The 17738-nt window shown below is 60.6% G+C and carries 21 protein-coding genes and 1 pseudogene; 4 read left to right on the top strand and 18 right to left on the bottom strand.

The window, feature by feature from the left end; all coding sequences use genetic code 11:
* Positions 1 to 17 precede the first annotated feature (17 nt).
* From CO660_RS12980 to msuE, 6 genes are all read right to left on the bottom strand, one after another.
* Positions 18 to 788: a gamma-glutamylcyclotransferase gene (locus CO660_RS12980; RefSeq protein ID WP_097599170.1), complete on the bottom strand. Its 771-nt coding sequence runs from the start codon at positions 786 to 788 to the stop codon at positions 18 to 20.
* Between the two features lie 2 nt (positions 789 to 790).
* Complete coding sequence (locus tag CO660_RS12985) at positions 791 to 1099, bottom strand: hypothetical protein (protein WP_097599040.1); 309 nt, start codon at positions 1097 to 1099, stop codon at positions 791 to 793.
* Positions 1100 to 1110: 11 nt separating this feature from the next.
* Positions 1111 to 1692 (bottom strand): alpha/beta fold hydrolase, encoded by a 582-nt coding sequence (locus tag CO660_RS12990; protein ID WP_097599041.1) that lies wholly within the window; start codon positions 1690 to 1692, stop codon positions 1111 to 1113.
* Positions 1693 to 1853: 161 nt separating this feature from the next.
* The gene (locus tag CO660_RS33305) at positions 1854 to 2030 is read right to left on the bottom strand and encodes a hypothetical protein (protein ID WP_176536283.1); all 177 of its coding nucleotides are present in this window, start codon (positions 2028 to 2030) and stop codon (positions 1854 to 1856) included.
* Between the two features lie 131 nt (positions 2031 to 2161).
* Entirely contained in the window at positions 2162 to 2359 is a 198-nt protein-coding gene (locus CO660_RS12995) for a hypothetical protein (protein WP_097599042.1), read from the bottom strand.
* Between the two features lie 10 nt (positions 2360 to 2369).
* Positions 2370 to 2930: an FMN reductase gene (gene msuE, locus CO660_RS13000; RefSeq protein WP_085780813.1), complete on the bottom strand. Its 561-nt coding sequence runs from the start codon at positions 2928 to 2930 to the stop codon at positions 2370 to 2372.
* Between the two features lie 400 nt (positions 2931 to 3330).
* Here msuE and CO660_RS13010 point away from each other — a divergent pair, with 400 nt between their 5' ends.
* Positions 3331 to 3513 carry a hypothetical protein gene (locus CO660_RS13010; protein ID WP_097599044.1) on the top strand — a complete coding sequence of 61 codons (183 nt, stop codon included), beginning with the start codon at positions 3331 to 3333 and terminating at the stop codon, positions 3511 to 3513.
* Positions 3503 to 4123 (top strand): XRE family transcriptional regulator, encoded by a 621-nt coding sequence (locus CO660_RS13015; protein ID WP_097599045.1) that lies wholly within the window; start codon positions 3503 to 3505, stop codon positions 4121 to 4123. Before CO660_RS13010 ends, CO660_RS13015 begins: the two co-directional genes overlap by 11 nt.
* A gap of 82 nt (positions 4124 to 4205) precedes the next feature.
* Here the strand turns inward: CO660_RS13015 and CO660_RS33310 are convergent, their stop codons facing one another.
* The 11 genes from CO660_RS33310 to CO660_RS13070 form a co-directional block, all read right to left on the bottom strand.
* A complete protein-coding gene (locus tag CO660_RS33310; protein ID WP_176536284.1) occupies positions 4206 to 4685 on the bottom strand; it encodes a hypothetical protein in 480 nt (159 codons plus the stop codon).
* Positions 4686 to 4809: 124 nt separating this feature from the next.
* On the bottom strand, positions 4810 to 5727 hold the full coding sequence (locus tag CO660_RS13025; protein ID WP_097599047.1) for a fatty acid desaturase: 918 nt from the start codon (positions 5725 to 5727) through the stop codon (positions 4810 to 4812).
* Positions 5728 to 5828: 101 nt separating this feature from the next.
* Positions 5829 to 6425 (bottom strand): DsbA family protein, encoded by a 597-nt coding sequence (locus tag CO660_RS13030; RefSeq protein ID WP_097599048.1) that lies wholly within the window; start codon positions 6423 to 6425, stop codon positions 5829 to 5831.
* A 67-nt stretch (positions 6426 to 6492) separates the two neighbouring features.
* On the bottom strand, positions 6493 to 7527 hold the full coding sequence (locus tag CO660_RS13035; protein WP_097599049.1) for an LLM class flavin-dependent oxidoreductase: 1035 nt from the start codon (positions 7525 to 7527) through the stop codon (positions 6493 to 6495).
* Between the two features lie 15 nt (positions 7528 to 7542).
* A complete protein-coding gene (locus tag CO660_RS13040; RefSeq protein ID WP_097599050.1) occupies positions 7543 to 8478 on the bottom strand; it encodes an ABC transporter substrate-binding protein in 936 nt (311 codons plus the stop codon).
* Positions 8479 to 8546: 68 nt separating this feature from the next.
* Positions 8547 to 9491: an ABC transporter substrate-binding protein gene (locus CO660_RS13045; RefSeq protein WP_085780805.1), complete on the bottom strand. Its 945-nt coding sequence runs from the start codon at positions 9489 to 9491 to the stop codon at positions 8547 to 8549.
* Between the two features lie 90 nt (positions 9492 to 9581).
* Positions 9582 to 11357, bottom strand: a complete 1776-nt coding sequence (locus CO660_RS34300; RefSeq protein WP_097599051.1) for an amino acid ABC transporter permease/ATP-binding protein — start codon at positions 11355 to 11357, stop codon at positions 9582 to 9584.
* Between the two features lie 45 nt (positions 11358 to 11402).
* Positions 11403 to 11948 carry a GNAT family N-acetyltransferase gene (locus CO660_RS13055; RefSeq protein ID WP_097599052.1) on the bottom strand — a complete coding sequence of 182 codons (546 nt, stop codon included), beginning with the start codon at positions 11946 to 11948 and terminating at the stop codon, positions 11403 to 11405.
* Positions 11945 to 13144: a M20 aminoacylase family protein gene (locus CO660_RS13060; protein ID WP_097599053.1), complete on the bottom strand. Its 1200-nt coding sequence runs from the start codon at positions 13142 to 13144 to the stop codon at positions 11945 to 11947. Before CO660_RS13060 ends, CO660_RS13055 begins: the two co-directional genes overlap by 4 nt.
* An 18-nt stretch (positions 13145 to 13162) precedes the next feature.
* The gene (locus tag CO660_RS13065) at positions 13163 to 14512 is read right to left on the bottom strand and encodes an LLM class flavin-dependent oxidoreductase (RefSeq protein WP_097599054.1); all 1350 of its coding nucleotides are present in this window, start codon (positions 14510 to 14512) and stop codon (positions 13163 to 13165) included.
* Positions 14513 to 14535: 23 nt separating this feature from the next.
* A complete protein-coding gene (locus CO660_RS13070; protein WP_097599171.1) occupies positions 14536 to 15528 on the bottom strand; it encodes an LLM class flavin-dependent oxidoreductase in 993 nt (330 codons plus the stop codon).
* A 208-nt stretch (positions 15529 to 15736) separates the two neighbouring features.
* Between CO660_RS13070 and CO660_RS13075 the strand changes: the two are divergent.
* Together CO660_RS13075 and CO660_RS13080 are read left to right on the top strand one after the other, a co-directional pair.
* A pseudogene (locus CO660_RS13075) lies at positions 15737 to 16017 on the top strand (type II toxin-antitoxin system Phd/YefM family antitoxin).
* Positions 15965 to 16297 carry a type II toxin-antitoxin system RelE/ParE family toxin gene (locus CO660_RS13080; RefSeq protein ID WP_097599055.1) on the top strand — a complete coding sequence of 111 codons (333 nt, stop codon included), beginning with the start codon at positions 15965 to 15967 and terminating at the stop codon, positions 16295 to 16297. Before CO660_RS13075 ends, CO660_RS13080 begins: the two are co-directional and overlap by 53 nt.
* A gap of 65 nt (positions 16298 to 16362) precedes the next feature.
* Here the strand turns inward: CO660_RS13080 and repC are convergent, their stop codons facing one another.
* Positions 16363 to 17667, bottom strand: a complete 1305-nt coding sequence (gene repC, locus CO660_RS13085) for a plasmid replication protein RepC (RefSeq protein ID WP_097599056.1) — start codon at positions 17665 to 17667, stop codon at positions 16363 to 16365.
* Positions 17668 to 17738 lie beyond the last annotated feature (71 nt).

Consider the following 17738-nt stretch of genomic DNA (forward strand, 5'->3'; position numbering starts at 1 on the left):
GGCAGCAGGCAGCCATATCAATGATTGCCTGCTGCCCCGGTCCGCCCATGTATGGCGACAAGTTCGTCGGCGACCAGCTTCTGAAGCCGCCATAGATTGCGGTCCCGGATGCCGCGCTCCTCCAGGTGCTTCACCGTCAGATATAGATATTCGGCGCAGGAGCCCATATGTCCGCAGGCCCTGGCAAGCACACGCGCCACGGTCTCCAGCGGCAATTTGCGCGAAACACGCTCGCCTTTCGGGCCGGCCCAGAAGACCAGCGCACGCACGAGCCCATCTGCGGTCGCGACCGGAATCCAGCGAACCGTCGCAGCGTCCTCGATCGAGCCGACCTCACGGCGGATCAGCCGCCGAAGCTGGCCAAGGCGATCCTCATCGGCGAGCCGGAAAAGGATACCGTTGCAAAGTCCACCCCGGTCGAGAGCCATCATCAGGCCCGGCTGGGACTGCGTCCCCCGCCAGCGGGTCATCTTCAGGCAGAAGGACCGATGCCATCCCCTCGCCGCACCCTGCTGCCATTCGATGGCATCGAAATCCGGCTTCCAAATCAGTGATCCATAGGCGAAAACCCAAACCGGTCCCGCGCCGGATTCGAGAAGCAGCCTCATGGCGAGCGTCTCCAGCTCCGCTTCGGTGAGCGGGGTCCGATGCGGCTCCGGACCTGGGTCGGCCTCCGGGCGCAGGCTCAGCGATACGAGCGCATCGGTGAGCGCCATTCCTCTCCCGCCGAACATGCGGGCCTCGCTTGGCTGGATCACCGCCTGCTTGCGCTCCCGGATCGCAGTCACGTTCAATGCACCGTAAACTTGGCCGCATCCGCCCGGCGCCGCTCCAGGCTGCGGATCAGCATCGCGGCCTCCCTGACGATCGCCGAAAACGTCGCGTCGTCTGCATCGGCGATCCGTCCCGTCATATCGCGGATGATCGTCGTCAAATGGATGATCGAATGGCGGTTCTGCGCATCTTCCGGTCCGAGTTGGCTGTCGGCCATCGCAAGCAGCGCCTGAACCAAATGATTGATGGTCTGGCGGCGCCTGCTTCGCGGGTCGGCATTCGGGTCTTCGGTGAGCCGCAGGAGATCGGCGACGATGTCGGACATTGCGCTTCCACTCACATCGAAAAAGCCGGCAGCATGGAAACGGCGCGCTTTCGAGCACCCGAGCGCGTCTTCAAGGCTTCCAGCAGCCGGTAGCCGTTGCGCCAGCGTCCGAAACCGCTGGCGATATTGATGTGTCCGGCAAGCCCGATATTCCGGGTCTCGGCGTTCCACAGCCGACCGAACAGGGCCAGGCGGTCGACGGTCATATAGGCGTCGTTCATGCTGCCGACGACGATGCTCGGAAAAGGCAGAGGCGCCGTCGGCATATCGCCGAAGGAGATTTGTCCAGGATGCAGGACTTCGGTAACGGGCAGGTCGCATGGTGCGACGAGCAAAGCTCCCTTCACGCGGCGCGCAACGCTCCGGCCGGCGAGCCTGGCGGCTAGAAGGCATCCGAGACTATGGGCGACCAGATAGGCCTCACCGGCCTCTTCGAGCGCGCTTTCCAGCCGAAACAACCACTTGTCGACGTGCGGATGATCCCAGTCGTCCTGGATGACGCAACGACTGTCCGGGTGATCCTGCAGCCAGTGCCGCTGCCAGTGTCCTTCTGCCGAGCCGAACAGACCGGGAAGGATAAGTACTTCGTTCATCGGATCAACCCGATCACCAGAGCGAACAGGAATATGAAGGAGCCCGTGGTCGTGCAGATTCCAGCGGCATTCCGGAATTGCGACATGATGCTGCCCGCTGCTCTTTTCGCACGATGCCGAGAGAGGCCGGGTTCAACGACGATAGCCATCACGTCACCTCCTCAATACCAAAGGCCGGGCGTCGCGCCCCAATAATGAAGTTCGTATTCGCGGGCAGACCAGTCCCGCTCTTCGCCGCGACGGAGCAATTCGTTTGCGGGCTTGCGCCCAGCCGCCGGCTTTAGATCATGAAAGCGGTCGACCGCGAGCTTCAGCCAGGATTGGAAATCAAGCTTCATGCGAATCTCCTGTCCGGAACCGATTTTCTTCGGCTAAAGCGCGTCACACAAAATTGAGTCGTGCGGCGCGCCTCAGGTCTTTGTTCGATGCGGGTCGTTCAAGACCGCGACCCACCTTTGGGTAACCTGCATCAGGAAATCAGCGAATGACGTCGCGCATTGGCAAGAAGATCGCCAAGCGATGCGGTCGGTCCGTAGAGCATCAGCAGTCGGTTCTCTTCCCGCTTGGCGAGGCGATATCGCCGTGCGAATTCAAAGACGCTCCACATCTGCTCGCCCGCCCCGGGCTTTTCAGCATCGTCGGCGGATACCTTCTGAAACCTGACCATGACGACGATCCTATTCGGCCGCCGCCAGCGCCGGCTTCACCTCAGGGAAGAAAGCAGCCAGTTCCCCGACCACCTCGCCGATCCGGTTCGAAAGCGCGTCCGAGGAGACCGCATAGTCGGTAAAATCGCGGTCGGAGGCGTAGACGGCCGTCGGCAACGTATGGGCCATGAAAAACCCGAAGAGCGGCCGAAGCTGATGCTCGACCATCAGCGCATGCCGGTCGCCGCCGCCGGTCGCCGTGATGATGATCGGCTTTGCCCGCAGTTCATGCGGGTCGATCAGATCGATGAGGTGTTTGAAATGGCCGGGATAGGAACCCTTGTAGGTCGGCGAACCGACGATCAAGGCATCCGCCTGCACGATCTCGTCGATGACATGCTTGGCCTGCTCGTCAAGGTCCTTGCGCCACAAGGCGCTGCCGAGCGACGGGCCGACATCATGCAGATCATAGGTCCTGCTCGTAAAGCCGTATCGATCGGTCGCAAGTTCGGCGACATGCCGGACCAGAGCCAGTGTCTTGGAAGGCCGATTGAAGCTGCCAGCAATGCCGACGAGTTTGAAACCTGACATTGTTTTTCCTCTCTTAAGATTGGTCAATTATTGTCTACAAAATTGATAGATAAAAGGAACGAGCGTTCCTCGTTGCTCTTATCGTTGAAAAAAACATCCGCCACCGATCCGGCACGCATAAGATGCATCACGACATCATCCGGAATCAGCGATCTCTGGAGGCGCACTCGGGCCAAAGACCGCAGCGATGGGAACAGGGCTGTGAAGACCTCTGAAAACGGGACGCCTATTACGACGAACCTGGCAAGAGGCTCTGCGAACGCCGCCATAAATGGCTTTGCCGCAAGATCGAATATTATTGGTATAAGATTTCCGGTTGAGCCTGACGATTGGACGAGACGTCCTGCCCCTCCTGCCAGAAAAACTATAGCTTTCTTATAGATTTTAGCGGGAGCTTTCCATGCCAGTGCAGACGGCTGATGTCATCGATTTCCAGGCCTACCGGCAGTCGCGCAGTAAACATGCTGATGCGATGAAGCCATTCGCTCCGGTATCCTTTGCGATGCAGCCGGTCCTCATGTGGGTCCCGTATTGGGGTTTCGTCCCGGTCATGGCCATGGGCATTGCAGGACATGGCGCCTGATCAAGTGCTTCTTTCCGGCGGCGAAGCGAGAGAGACTGCCGACGAGATCACGGCCCAGACAGGACAGAACCTGCGGCGCATTCGCACTCGGCGTGGCTATTCTCTCGACAGGCTGGCAAAGATCGCCGGTGTCAGCCGCGCGATGCTCGGCCAGATCGAGACCGGCAAGAGCAGCCCGACCTTAACCATCCTCTCGAAGATCGCGCTTGCACTCGGCATTCCCTGCGCCGCTCTGATCGCCGAACGCGGCGAAACCCCGATCGTTGCCGTGCCGCGGGCAAAATCGAAGATCCTCGCCTCTTCCGACGGGCGCTTTCAGACGCGGGCTCTTTTCCCCTTCGAAGGAGAGAGGAAGGTGGAGTTCTACGAGCTAAGGATCGCTCCGCACCACACCGAAAACGCCGACGCCCATCAGCATGGAACGGTCGAAAATCTGGTCGTCGCGCAAGGCACCGTCGAAATCATTGCCGGCAGACAGGCGCCGCATATCCTCGGTGAAGGCGACGCCGTCATTTTCGATGCTGATGTGCCTCACCTCTACCGAAACATGACCGGAACAGAGGCGATTCTCTACCTGGTGACGACCTATCTCGAAGACGTTCGCGTCTGACGCAAAAAGCCCCCGTCTCCGAAGGCTTTCGGTCATTTCTTTGGGCGCCCCGCATCTTGCAGGTGCGCTGGAGGCGAATGGCTCAGGCCGCCATCATGCAGCACATCATCATGCCGCCGCAATTCATCATCACGGGCATGCCGCCCGACATCATGGACATCATGCGCTTGCAGCATTCCATGAACATGTCCTTGTCCATGCCTTCCATCGGCTTCATTTCGCAGACCATGCCTTCTGCCGTCATGGCGCACTTCATCGAGCCCATCATCATCATCATCGGCATCATCGCGCCATTCATCATAGGCATCATGGGCATGCCCGACATCATCGGCATCATGCCACCCATCATCGGGTTCATCATGGCGGGCATCATGTTGTTCATCATCGGCATCATGTTCATGGCGGGGTTCATCGTCTCTCTCCGGTAAATAGCGGCGTTTCGCGTTTCGATGAAGCGGGAGATAAAAGAACCATTTGCAGTAAACAATATAAAAAATTCTTCCTTTATCTTTTCCTCCAATAGAATGGAACGGTTGCGGTAGGACTGCGCAAACATAGACAATATAACAGAATTCTGTCCGTTATACTTGCCCCACGGCGCGGCAGGCGCTTCGCCCTTCCCGGCAGCTCACGGTCAAGCGCGCGTGCCATGACGAGCGCGCCCTCGCTGCACCGGGAGCGCGGCTCTATGAATGACGGGGGTGCGTCGGATCGTCGTGCGGCTTCAGGAGGAAGCGACGGGCAATGTCCCAATAGCCGTCATAGACAAGGCCGCCATTGGAGCGAACAAGCGTTTCGCGATTGTGGCGATAGATCTTGGGAAGGCGATACCAGGAAATGCCGGGCCGGCGATGATGGAGGACGTGCAGATTGTTAAAGAGGAACAGCAAGCCGAAGAGGTGGCTGTTTTCGACGATGGCGGTGCGTTCCTCATGGCTTTCGGCATATCTGTGCTCGGCATAGGATCTGAGCCGCGTCATCGCCGCCCCGACATAGACGAAACCGAGATAAAGCCAGACCGGCACGCCGCAGAGGACCGTCGCCCAGAGAAGTACGGCGGCGACGCCGGCACCGTGCACCGCCCATATCCGCCGCCTTCCCGGTTCGTTCGCCCATATCAGCCGCCATTCCTGCCCAAGGAAACTCACCAGCATCACCGCAGGGCCGATGGTCAAACGGCCGAACAGGGTAGTGTTCCACCGCGCCAGCAGCCTGCCGGCCGCGCCGAGCTGTTGCCAGGCGGCCTTGGTGAAATAGGACGATTCAGGATCCTCGATCGGATCGGTCAGATATTCGTCGCGATGATGCTCCAGATGGCTTTCCCTGTAGATCGGGTACGGCAGCCAGAGCGACAGCGGTATCGATCCGATCGCGTCGTTTATCCATCGCTTTCGGGTCGGATGGCCGTGGATAACCTCGTGCTGGAGGGAACCATGCCAGGCAATCAGCCAGCCGCCCGCGAAGACGGCCACGATCGCCGGCAATGATTGCCACCACCAGGTGAGCGCAAGAAATCCGCCATGGATGACGAGCGCGAGAATGACGGTCGGCCATTCCGTCGAACGCGGAATGGCTCCGGCCGCCTGTGAAATCCTGTCGGGCATGCGTGCGATTTTCCCCATCAACCACGCCAATCTAGCGAAGGCCATCAACAGCAGGGAACAAAGACCATCTATTTTATAGACTTCTCTGAAAAAATCCGTCTCTAAGGCCTGTCGCCGCGGAGATGACGTTCGAGAAAAGGAAGATTGTCCTGCCCCCAATAGAGTTCGCCGTCATGGACGTAGGTTGGGAAGCCGAAGACGCCGCTGTCGCGCGCATGCACGCGGTCGGCCGACCATTTGTTCTGAACATCGTCGTCAGCCTGGCGTCTGAGCAGCACGGCGCCATTGAAACCGGCGGCGTTAACGATCGACTCGCGCACATCCGCCTTGCCTATATCCTTCGCCTCGCTCCAGAAGGCATGCTGAAGAGCACGGACCAGGCCGATCCAGTCCTGCCCGTCGAGATAGGCCGCGATCACGAAGAGGGACGCCGGTGTTGGGTCGCTGAGCTCGGGGCGATGCTCAAGGAACAATTCCTTGCCGCGCACGCGGGCCCAGCGTTTGAGATCCCGAGTCCAGTAAGCGCGGCGGATTTCTGGGCGGTTGCGGGAAAAGATGCCGCCGTTTTCCTCGACCACCGTCGTCAAATAGGGAGTGATGAGGACGTCGTTCTGCGCCGCCAGCTCGGTAAAGGCGTCGAAACCGATGTATGACCAGGGCGAGCCGATGGAAAAGAAGTATTCTACCGTTTTGGTCACTGATGAATGTTCCTCGTAGAGTGATTGTTCAGCCATCGAATGGCGCAGATCATCGGTTTGGCGAGATTTAGGAAGCGGCGCGAATTCCGGCTTGCGCTTTCCATCCGAGCTCGGGTGCGATCGTTGTCACAAAATCGTGGAGGATCTGGCGATATTGCTCATGCTCGAACTCGTAAGGGAGTTCCAGCCTCAGTTCGCTGACCTCGGGCAGGATCGGATCGGAAAATAGCCGCTCCAATATCTCCTCCGACGTGCCGACGATATCCCGGGCGAACAAGGTGCGCCGGTCGCCTTGCGGCGAGAGCGTGCGCTCGTGACGGCCATCGGCATAATCGCGGTAACGACGGCGCGTTGCCGCGTCGGCGCTGTCGAAAGGCACGATGACGCGGCCGAGAGCGACGCGGCGCTCAGTTCCGGTGGCGTGATAGGTTTCTATGAGCCTGGATTGGGCGACGAAGAAATCGTCGGTCCCCTCCCCCGTTATGACGTTGCCGGTCAACAGGTTGAAGCCATTGCGGCCGGCCCATTCGGCCGAGCGCTGCGACCCGCCGCCATACCAGATGCGGTCGATCAAACCTTTGGCAAAAGGCTGCAGGCGCGGCCGCTGCGGGCCAAAGGGCGTCTTGATGAAGGTTTCATCATCTCCGAGATAGACGCCGCGCAGATTATCGGCAAAGCGCAGAACGCGATCATGCGAGAAATCGTACCGCGTCCAGTCGCCGTCGAAGGCGAGCGGGCCGATCAGTTCGGCATGCAGCGGCCGGCCGGCACTGACGCCGATGTTCAGCCGTCCGCGTGAGAGGACATCGACCGTCGCAAGATCTTCGGCCAGCCGATACGGGCTTTCATAGCCGATCGGAATGACCGCGGTCCCGAGCTCGATCCGGCTGGTGCGCTGTGTGGCCGCCGCCAGAAATGCGCTGGCGGACGAGATCCCCGGCTCCAGATGCCGCTGACGGACCCAGGCGCTGTCGAAGCCCAGCTCCTCGCCATACTGCAGTTGCTGAAGCGTCTGCTCCAATCCCGACAAGGGATCATCGTCGGGATAATTGCCGGGGGTGAGGAAGCCGATATGGCTGATCGATATATCGCGGCCGCTCATGTCATGCCTTCCTGTTCAATATTTCGGCAGGCCGGGCGGATTGGTCTCGGATGCGGGCAAGGCTTCCTCGGAAAGATGCCAGTGTTCGAGTATCCGTTTGTACGTTCCGTCCTGGATCAGGCCATTGGTGGCGATGGTCAGCGCATCGGCGAGCCCGCTTCCCTTGCGGGTGGCGATGGCGACATCAGAACGATCCGGCCAGCCTGCGCTCAGCGTGCCGACGCGCTTGATGTTCTTGTCGCGCGCGGCAATGAAGACGAGCTGGGCATGCGGCTGAACGATAACATCGGCCCGGCCGGAACGAAGCGCAAGCAGGCTCGCCGCCTCATCGTCGTAATATTGCAGCTCGATCGGCTTCAGGCCGGCGGCGACGTCCTCTTCGCTCCACTTCACCAGGATTCGCTCCTGGTTGGTGCCGGCGCCGACGATGATCCTGAGGCCCGCTGCATCCTTCGGTTCCTTGATCGAGGTGATGGGACTATCGGATTTCACGAAGAAACCGTGCAGGCCCTGGCGGTAGGTGGAGAAATCAAACTTCTCCTTCCGCTGCTCGGTCACACCGACATTGGAGATGACGGCATCATATTTGCCCGAGGTAAGCCCGAGCGGCCAGTCGATCCAGGCGACCGGCACGATCTCCAGCGTCAGGCCGAGGCTATCGGCGATGGCACAGGCATAGTCGGGATCGGCCCCGACCACGGTCTTGGCGTCGGTGGCATAGGTGGCAAGCGGCGGACCGCCGGGGCTCACGGCGATGGTAAACTTGCCTGACGTGACGAATTTGAATTCCCTTGGGATCGCGGCGATGGCCGCATCGTTCCTGGCGGCATGGAGCCGGCCGGGCTGCTGCGGGCTAAGATCGAAATCCTCGGCAGCCTGGGCTGCGCCGAAGAAAAAGGCCGACGCCATCGCGGCTATCAGCAGGGTCCGGAACGCCGGAATGACCATCATCGTCTTCAATCTCCAAAATGTCGGGCGGGGTATGGCCGGCGGCACTGCCGCCGGCCCAACGGAACCTGTCAGGAGCCGCTCTTCGGCAGGCCGGGCGGGTTGGTCTGGGCCTTGTCGATCGCCTCGGGACCGAGATTCCAGGTATCGAGGATCTTCTTATAGGCGCCGCTGGCGATCAGGTCGTTGACGACATCGGTGACCGGCGCGGCAAGCCCGCTGCCCTTGCGCGTGGTGACGGCAATCTCGGCGGTGATCGGCCAACCGCCGCTGACCGTGCCGACGAGTTTGGTCTTGCCGTTGATGCCAGCCGCATAGGCCTGGGTCGCGTTGACGCTGAAGACGGCGTCGGCCCTGCCGGACTGGACGGCGAGATCCTTGACCGCGTCGTCGTCGTAATATTGCACCTCGATCGGCTTCAGGCCGGCCGCGACATTCCGCCGATCCCACTCCAGAAGGATCTTCTCCTGGTTGGTGCCAGCATCGGTGATGACCTTCAGCCCCGCAATATCCTTCGGCTCCTTGATCGAAGTGATCGGGTTATCGGCCCTGACGTAGAAACCGAGCTCATCCTTGCGATAGGTCGAGAAATCGAACTTTTCCTTGCGCTCTTCCGTGACCGTCACGTTCGATATCACCGCGTCGAACTTGCCGGAGGTGAGCCCGAGCGGCCAATCCGCCCATGCGACGGACACGAGATTGAGCTTCAAGCCCAGACTGTCGGCGATCGCCTGCGCGAGATCGACGTCATAGCCGATGACGGTCTTGGAATCGGAGGCATAGTCGTGCAGCGGCAGATTGCCGCTCGTGCTAATGCCGACGGTGAAGACGCCGTTTTCGACAAACTTGAAGTCCTTGATTTCGGCAATGCGCTTCTCGTTCTTTTCCACCCGCAGCCGGTTCGGCTGTTCGGGGCTGAGATCGAACTTCTGCTGCGCCTGAGCGGAGCCGAAACCGATCGCACCAATGGTGACGGCTCCTGCAATCAAAAGCTTCACTCTATCTGTAAATGTCATGCCCCTTCTCCGTTTCATCTTAAGATTGTATTTGTTGTCATTCGACCAGAGCAGCCCGTCGCGGCCCGGCCTTCACCAGCGCTGTCGGCGCTAGAGAACCTTGGCGAGGAACTCGCGTGTGCGGGGATGCTCGGCCTGCGTGAAAATCCGGGCCGGCGGGCCGGCCTCAAGAATACGGCCGCTTTCCATGAAGACGACGGTGTCGGCGACCTCGCGGGCAAAACCGATTTCATGGGTGACGATGACGAGCGTCGTGCCGGTGCGGGCGAGCTCCTTGATGACGTCGAGCACTTCCCCGACCAGTTCGGGATCGAGTGCGGACGTCGGCTCGTCGAACAGCAGCACCTTGGGGCGGAGCGCCAGTGCCCGGGCGATCGCCACGCGCTGCTGCTGGCCGCCGGAAAGTTGGCGCGGATAGGCGTTGATCTTGTCGCTGAGGCCGACACGGGCGAGAAGCTCCTGCGCCAGCTGCACGGCTTCTTCACGGCCGATGCCGCGGACCTGGATCGGCGCCTCGATCAAGTTTTCGAGCACGGTCAGATGCGGGAAGAGGTTGAAGCTCTGGAAGACCATGCCGATATCGGCACGGCGCTTGAGGATATCCTTTTCCTTGAGCTCATAGAGCGTATCGCCTTTCCTGCTGTAGCCGACGAAATCGCCGTCGACCGAGATGAAGCCCTCGTCGACACGCTCCAGGTGGTTGATGGAGCGCAGCAGGGTCGACTTTCCCGAACCGGAAGGACCCAGGATGGCGGTCACGCTGCCGGCCGCCAGGTTGAGCTCGACGTCGTCGAGCACCTTCAATGGACCGAAGCTTTTGGAGATACCGTGGATGCGCACCGCACCGCCTGTCCGCAGTGCCGTCGCGTCATGAAAACCGAGATTGCGAGTCGTCTCGGTCGTGTTGTCAAGGGCCGGCAACGGTCGGCGGAAGCGCTCCAGGAACGCCTCGAAGGGCAGCGGCGTCGGATTGCGCACGGCGCCCTTGGAGAAATAGCGCTCGATATAGTGCTGGGCGACCGAGAGCACGGTCATGATGATCAAATACCAGACGGTTGCGACCATCAGCAGCGGGATGACTTCGAGATTGCGGCGGTAGATCACCTGGACGGTGTAAAAGAGCTCGGGCAGCGCCAGCACATAGACCATGGAGGTGCTTTTCGCCAAACCTATGAGCTCGTTGAAGCCGGTCGGCAGGATGGAGCGCATGGCTTGCGGCAGCACGATGCGGAAGGCCTGGCGGCGGCGCGGCAGACCAAGCGCGGCGGCGGCTTCCAGCTGCCCTTGGTCCACCGACAAAATGCCGCCTCGAACGATCTCGGCGAAGAAGGCCGACTGGTTGAGCGTGAGGCCGAGATAAGCGGCAGCAAAGGGCGTCAGCAATTGTACGGTGGGATAGTCGAACAGCAGCGTGTCGGTGAAGGGAACGCCGATCCTGATCGTTTCGTAGAGATAGCCGAGATTGTTCAATATCAACAGCAGCACGATCACAGGAATCGAGCGCAGCAGCCAGATGTAGCCCCAGGAAAGGCCTGACAGCAGCGGCGACTTTGAAACGCGGGCGAGCGCCAGAGCCGTTCCGAGGATGGAACCCGAAACGGCGGCGAGCGCAGTCAGGAGCAGCGTCCTGCCAAGACCGACGAGCACGGGTTCGGCGAAAAACCATTCGGCAAAGACGCCCCAACCCCAGCGTGGATTGGTGAAGGTGGAATAGAGCACCGCGACGATGACGATGGCGGCGAATATCGTGCCGGCCAACCGCTCGGGATGGCGGGCCGGGACGATGCGGTAACGGGAAGTGTCCTGCCTGGGTTCTGCCGTCCTGCTGCCGGGCTCAAGGCCCGCAAAATCCGTCGTCAGTGCCATTCTCATTTCCCTTTTATGATTGTCTGACTTGCCGTTTCAGAGATTTCAGCCGGCCACTTTCAGGCGCGGTTCGCTTTCGAAAGCCGGCACGGCGAGATGGGTGATGTCCTTCTCGAAGGGCAGGCTCTTGTAGATCTCGGGATCGACTGCCGTGTCGAAGAGCGCGGTGTAGCCATAGTTCAGATAAAGTCCGACGGCCTCTGGCTGGCGGAAACCAGTCGTCAGATAGATCCTGCTATAACCTTGGCGGGCGGCCTGCAGCTCCAGCTCCACCAGAACCTTGCGAGCGAGTCCCTGGCGGCGCAGATCCGAACGTGTCCAGATGCGTTTGAACTCGGCCGTGCGATCGTCGTAATGCTTGAAGGCGCCGCCGCCGACGGTTTCGCCGTTGCGGATCAACAGCAGGAAGTTTCCGTGGGGCGGCGCAAAGGCTTCAGGAGGATACCGGTTCAATTCGGCTGCGGCGCCTTCGGCATTGAAATAGGTGCCGTAGCGGCTGTCATATTCGTGGATCAACTCATCGATCAGCGGCTTGGCGCGCAGATCAAGAGGGCTCGTATAGAGAAACGTATCGCTCATATCGTTCATCACCCGTTGTCTTCAGTGAGGAAGGTTTCTGCGAGCCGGACCCAGTAGCGGGCGGCGGGCGCAATGATCGCGTCGTTGAAATCGTAGTGGGCGCTGTGGAGAGGAGCGCTGTCGCCATTACCGACGAAGAGGTAGCTGCCGGGATTGGCCTGCAGCATGAAGGCGAAATCCTCGCTCGCGGTTCTCGGCCGGAAATCCTTCTCGATCGCAGCAAGGCCGAGAGCGTCATAGGCGACGTCGCGAGCAAATGCCGTCTCCTTGGCATGGTTGACCAGCGCCGGAAAGCCGAGCCGATAATTCACGTCCGCTTCCGCGCCGAAGCTTTCGGCCTGGGCCCGGGCAAGGGCTGGAATGCGCTCCTGCAACAGCTGGCGAACCGTCTCGCTGAAGGCCCGCATAGTGAGTTTCATCTCCACGCTTTCCGGGATCACGTTCGAGGCGGAGCCCGCATGGATTGAACCGACGGTGGCGACCGCCATGTCCTGCGGATCGACATTGCGCGAGACGACGCTCTGCAGCGCAGTGATGAAGGAGGCCGATACCAGCACCGGATCGACAGCGCGGTGAGGTTCAGCGCCGTGGCCGCCCTTGCCGACGATCCTGATCACCGCCTGGTCGACAGACGCCATGGCGGGGCCCGTGACGAAGCCGAACTGACCCGTTGGGACACCCGGCCAGTTGTGCAGCCCGAAGACCGCATCGACGGGAAATTTTTCGAACAGCCCTTCCGAAATCATCTTGCGGGCGCCCGCGCCGATCTCCTCGGCCGGCTGGAAGATCAGCCTGAGCGTGCCGCTGAAATTGCCGCTTTCAGCGAGATAGCGGGCGGCGGCAAGCAGGATCGAAGTATGCCCGTCATGGCCGCAGGCATGCATGACGCCGGGATTGCTGCTGGCATAGGCAAGGTCGGTGGCCTCCTCGATCGGCAGTGCATCCATATCGGCCCGAATGCCGACCTGCTTCTTGCCTTCGCCACGTCTGAGGGTGGCGACGATGCCGGTACCGGCAATGCCCGTCGCCACCTCGTAGCCCCAGGAGGAAAGGCGGGAAGCCACGAGCTTGCTGGTCCTCAGTTCCTGGAACGCAAGCTCGGGATATTGGTGCAGATCATGGCGTAGCGCGATGATCTCATCGAGATAGCGGGCGATGCCCTTCTCGACCGGATCATTGCTGCGCGGGTTCTGAGCGATGACATTCATGGCGGGTTCGCCGGCGCCTCAGGCGCCGACTGCCTTTCCGCGTTCGAACTCCCCCGCCGCGGTCGCATAGCGGCTTTCACGGAAGGGTAGGCCCAGATGGTCGCGCAGCGTCGCGCCCCTGAGGACAGGATCGAAATAGCCGCGCTCGGTGAGGATCGGCAGGACGTATCTGGCAAAATCGTCGAAGCCCTCGGCAATGACGGGAAAGCCCAGGATGAAGCCGTCAGCGGCGCCATGATCCACCCAGCGGATGATCTCTTCTGCGATATGCTCGGCGGTGCCGATGAAGGCGGTGCGCGGCGTCGCTACATCGAGCGCGACCTGGCGGAGCGTCAGCCCCTTTTCCCGCGCCGTCCTTTTGATACGATCGGTGGTAGCGCGGAAATTGTTCCTGCCGATATCGCCGAGTTCGGGGAACTCTTCGTCGAGCGGATAGACGCTGAAATCATGGTGATCGAAGAAGCGGCCGAGATAGAGAAGCGCCTCCTCGATCGTAACGAGGTTGCGGATCGCCTGGTACTTGGCTTCCGCCTCATCAGCGGTCGCGCCGACGATCGGCCCGATGCCCGGATAGACACCGACTTCCGCAGCACTGCGGCCATGTGCAATCACGCTGTCCTTCAGCTGGCGATAGAAGGCCTGGGCCTCTTCAAACGGCCCGCCATTGGTGAAGACGGCATCGGCATGCTTGCCGGCCAGTCTGATGCCGGAATCAGAAGCACCGGCCTGGAAGACGACGGGCTGACCCTGCTTCGAGCGGCCGATGTTGAGCGGCCCCTCGATGCGGAAGAAGCGGCCCTTGTGATTGAGGCGGTGCATCTTCGTCTTGTCGACAAACACGCCGGTCTCGCGATTGCGCACGAAAGCATCGTCGTCCCAGGAATCCCAGAGGCCCTTGATCGCATCGATATAATCCTCGGCGATCTCGTAGCGCAGTTCGTGTTCGGGATGCTCGCGGCTGTAATTGCGCCCCGAGCCCTCCAGCGGCGAAGTCACCGCATTCCACCCTGCCCTGCCCCCGCTGATGAAATCGATCGAGGCGAACTGGCGAGCGATGGTGAAGGGATCGCTGTAGGAGGTCGAGACCGTGCCGACAAGGCCGATCTTCGAGGTCGAAGCCGCCAACGCCGAGAGAATGGCGATCGGCTCGAACCGGTTGAGGAAATGCGGGATCGACTGCTCGTTGATATAGAGTCCGTCGGCGACGAAGGCGAAGGCGATGCCGGCTGCCTCCGCCTTGCGCGCCGTCTCGACGAAGAAGTCGAAATTGACGCTCGCATCGGCCGGGACGCTCGGATGTTTCCAGGCATTCATATGGCCGCCAGGCCCCTGCAGCATAATGCCGAACGTGACGTGTTTTTGAACCATGGGATCGATCCTCCTTGGAACGGTCAGGCGACGAGGGAAAGCCGCTCAGCGGCGAGCAGCTCGATGGAGGCAAGGCGGTCGGCGGTTGAAAGCGCCGGCGTGTCGAGCACGAACTCCTTGACGCCGTAGCGGCGGTGAAGCTCATCCAGCTCCCCGCGGATCTGCTTTGCCGTGCCGTGGAGCACGCTCGGCACCTTCTCCTCGATACGGTAATCGGTGACGCCGGCCTGACGGGCAAATTCGGCCGCCTGCTCTTCACTGCCAACATTGACGGTCTGGCCGTTCGGCAGGAACACCTTGACGATGCGCAGATTGCCGACGCGCTCACGGGCATATTCCTCGCTTTCGGCGGCAAAGGCTGCGAGCGCGAGGATCGGGCGCTTGCCGCCGGATGCCTGCTCATAGGCCTCGAACGTCTTGTTGAGATTGTCAGGATCACCGTTCAGGTGGCCGGCGAAGACGAGTTCCCAGCCCTTCTCGGCTGCGAGTCTCGCGCTCTCGACGCTAGCGCCGAGCAGGAAACGTTCAGGAGCCATCGGCGGTAAAGGGGTCGCCTGCGCGCCGTCGCTATTGGGATCTGCGGCGAGATAGGTATTGAGGTCGGAAAGCTGGCTCGCAAAATCCGGCTTCCTGGACGGATCGACAGCTAGCTGCAGGGCCCGTGTCGATAGCGGAAAGCCCCCCGGCGCCTTGCCGACGCCAAGATCGACGCGACCAGGCGCAAGCGAGGCCAATAGATTGAAGGTCTCGGCAACCTTGTAGGCGCTGTAATGCTGCAGCATGACCCCGCCGGAGCCAACGCGGATCTTCGAGGTCCTAGCAAGAAGATAGGCGATCAGCGCCTCCGGCGCGGAGCTCGCCAGATTAGACATGTTGTGGTGTTCAGCGACCCAGAAACGGTGATAACCAAGTTCCTCGGCGCGGGCTGCAATCTTTACCGTCGCCCTCAGCGCATCGGCAGCCGAAAGGCCCTGTTCGATCGGGCTTTTGTCGAGAAGGCTGAGGACGTAGGTCATGACGCGCCGATCCACTCAATGGTTGCAAAACTTAATCTATAAAATCAGTAGACAACGTTGATTATAAGAAATGACATTCTCTTTCAGAGCCACCGAGTGGAAAAAAGCAGGCGCGCCTGAACGGCCAGGTCGCATGTTCGAGTGACTGGCCGGAACTCTTCCGCTTGACCACTAAATGATCCATATTCTGGTCGAAAGGGAGAACCGCCTGAAGCTGTCAGAACAGGTCAAGCCGATCAGCTACTCAAGGCGCATGCGCCCGAAATCATCAGGACGCTGAAGAACAACCCGCAGCCTGTCGTCATTAACCTTCATGGCGAGGCGAAAGCGATCCTTCAGGATGTCGGTCAGTATGAAGAAACGCAGGAGACCCTGGCGCTCCTGAAGGTGCTGGCGCTCACCAATCGGCAAGTCGAGGAAGGCAAGACGCGCCCCGCTGCGGAATCCTTCGCGCACATTCGCAAGCGTCTGGCCGCCAGCCAGTCCTGACGTCGAGGAACTCCATCGTTTCATCGCCGGTCGCGACGGCACGGAAATGGCGGAACACATCCTGGAAATCGAGAACGCCTGTGCCGATCTCGAAGAATTCCCCGCCCGCGGAAATATCCCAAATGAACTGGTCAGCATCGGTATCTCCGAATACCGGGAACTGCACCATAGACCCTGGCGTACGATCTATCGCATCATCGGCACCGAAGTCGCCGTCTATTGCGTGGTGGACGAACGCCGCGACATGCAGGCCTTCCTCGAGCGAAGACTTATCCGCTGAAATCCAGCACACCGTCCCTCCCCCGTTTCAACAGACTCGCCGGCGTCCACCCGACCGCCTAACACCTATCCAGCCTTTCGGCCGGCTGGCGCATTCGCCCGCAGGAGCGCCATCAGCATCGGACCGATCGCGAACTCTCCCTTTTCGCTTCGCCGCGTCAGGTCGCGAAGATATCCGCCGGCTGAATTGATGTGGCCCCCGCGTTCCAGGATGCATGCCATCACGGTCGCGGCGTTTTCCGCCCCCATCACACTTGCCGCCTCCTCATAGGCTGACGGGCTGACGCCGAGCATTGACCGAACCGTGACGGCGGCGCTCATCAGGTCGCGCCAGTTGCGGATCACGCCACCCGGCCCGTAGGCCAGGATTTCCGGGCAGGCCTGCAGAACCAGGCCAAGCGGGAAGGATTTCAGGCCGCCGGAATCATCGCCGCCGCCCTCCCGTCGACTTTGCCGCTCCTCCTGTCCGATCGGATGGGTCGTTGCATCTCTCCCCCTTTCCAACAACACGGCCCCACGCCCGTGGTCTTGCTCCGGCATTGCGCCCTGCTTCGTTTCGAAGCTTGGTTCAAATTCAGAGGTGGATTCGGGGTTTGAATTCTGTATGTGACGCTCGATATGACAGGCATTGCCGCTTTGTTTCGTCGATTTAATCCGAGTCTCCAACCGGTTAAGGATATCTGCCCGAAGCGCTGTCAATTCATCGAGCAACTGCTCGAGCTGCGCTGTCGTCGGCGACCTCGGCAGGCCTTCGACCAGGTCCCGAAATTCCCGATATAGCCCCTGCCAATCCCCCTGAACGTCCTCCTCGACGGCCGCTTCGATCAGCTTCGCGATATCACGGCGGCAAAGGGTGATGCGTTCGCGCAAGCGCTGGACATGCAGCCGCTCGGCCATCACCTCGGCGGCGAGCTGCTCGATCTCCTCGGCGCGAGCAAGCAGCGGCGCCAGCGAGAAGCCGAAGGCCTCGTTGACCTCCCCTGCCCTGTCCCTGCGGACATAGCGCTTGCCATTAGGACTGTCCTTGCGCAACAGAAGCCCCGCCTCGACAAGTGCGGCAAGATGGCGCCGCACGGTCTGTTCGGCCATGCCATGTGTTCGGAGGGACAGCTGGATATTCGAGGGGAAGACGATCAAGCCGTTTTCCTGGGCCAGTTCGTTCTTCGGATAAAAGCTCAACAAAGCATTGAGCACCGCCAGTGCGCGATCGGTAATGCCGAGCAGCGGCTTTGCTTCGCACAGCGCGCGAAACAGTTTCCATTTATCGACCGACTGATCAGGCTTGATCTCACCTGCCATGACCTGGTTTGCGAGCATTCCAAGCGTCATCGACCGCCGCCCGAAGGGCGTCGTTATACTTCCGGTTTCCATCTCTTCCACCTCAATGAGGCAAAAGAAATCCGCTCGCCTGAACGGCGCCAAAAACTCTTGACAGCGATTCT

The sequence above is a fragment of the Rhizobium sp. L9 genome (assembly GCF_002531885.1).
Taxonomy (GTDB): Bacteria; Pseudomonadota; Alphaproteobacteria; order Rhizobiales; family Rhizobiaceae; genus Rhizobium.

Bases quoted from the DNA above. Each gene is read 5' to 3' on its own strand.
- CO660_RS12985 (WP_097599040.1), bottom strand. From the start codon at position 1,099: ATGTCCGACATCGTCGCCGATCTCCTGCGGCTCACCGAAGACCCGAAT.
- CO660_RS12990 (WP_097599041.1), bottom strand. From the start codon at position 1,692: ATGAACGAAGTACTTATCCTTCCCGGTCTGTTCGGCTCGGCAGAAGGA.
- CO660_RS33305 (WP_176536283.1), bottom strand. From the start codon at position 2,030: ATGAAGCTTGATTTCCAATCCTGGCTGAAGCTCGCGGTCGACCGCTTT.
- CO660_RS12995 (WP_097599042.1), bottom strand. From the start codon at position 2,359: ATGGTCAGGTTTCAGAAGGTATCCGCCGACGATGCTGAAAAGCCCGGG.
- msuE (WP_085780813.1), bottom strand. From the start codon at position 2,930: ATGTCAGGTTTCAAACTCGTCGGCATTGCTGGCAGCTTCAATCGGCCT.
- CO660_RS13010 (WP_097599044.1), top strand. From the start codon at position 3,331: ATGCCAGTGCAGACGGCTGATGTCATCGATTTCCAGGCCTACCGGCAG.
- CO660_RS13015 (WP_097599045.1), top strand. From the start codon at position 3,503: ATGGCGCCTGATCAAGTGCTTCTTTCCGGCGGCGAAGCGAGAGAGACT.
- CO660_RS13025 (WP_097599047.1), bottom strand. From the start codon at position 5,727: ATGCCCGACAGGATTTCACAGGCGGCCGGAGCCATTCCGCGTTCGACG.
- CO660_RS13035 (WP_097599049.1), bottom strand. From the start codon at position 7,527: ATGAGCGGCCGCGATATATCGATCAGCCATATCGGCTTCCTCACCCCC.
- CO660_RS13040 (WP_097599050.1), bottom strand. From the start codon at position 8,478: ATGATGGTCATTCCGGCGTTCCGGACCCTGCTGATAGCCGCGATGGCG.
- CO660_RS13045 (WP_085780805.1), bottom strand. From the start codon at position 9,491: ATGACATTTACAGATAGAGTGAAGCTTTTGATTGCAGGAGCCGTCACC.
- CO660_RS34300 (WP_097599051.1), bottom strand. From the start codon at position 11,357: ATGGCACTGACGACGGATTTTGCGGGCCTTGAGCCCGGCAGCAGGACG.
- CO660_RS13060 (WP_097599053.1), bottom strand. From the start codon at position 13,144: ATGAATGTCATCGCTCAGAACCCGCGCAGCAATGATCCGGTCGAGAAG.
- CO660_RS13065 (WP_097599054.1), bottom strand. From the start codon at position 14,512: ATGGTTCAAAAACACGTCACGTTCGGCATTATGCTGCAGGGGCCTGGC.
- CO660_RS13070 (WP_097599171.1), bottom strand. From the start codon at position 15,528: ATGACCTACGTCCTCAGCCTTCTCGACAAAAGCCCGATCGAACAGGGC.
- repC (WP_097599056.1), bottom strand. From the start codon at position 17,667: ATGGAAACCGGAAGTATAACGACGCCCTTCGGGCGGCGGTCGATGACG.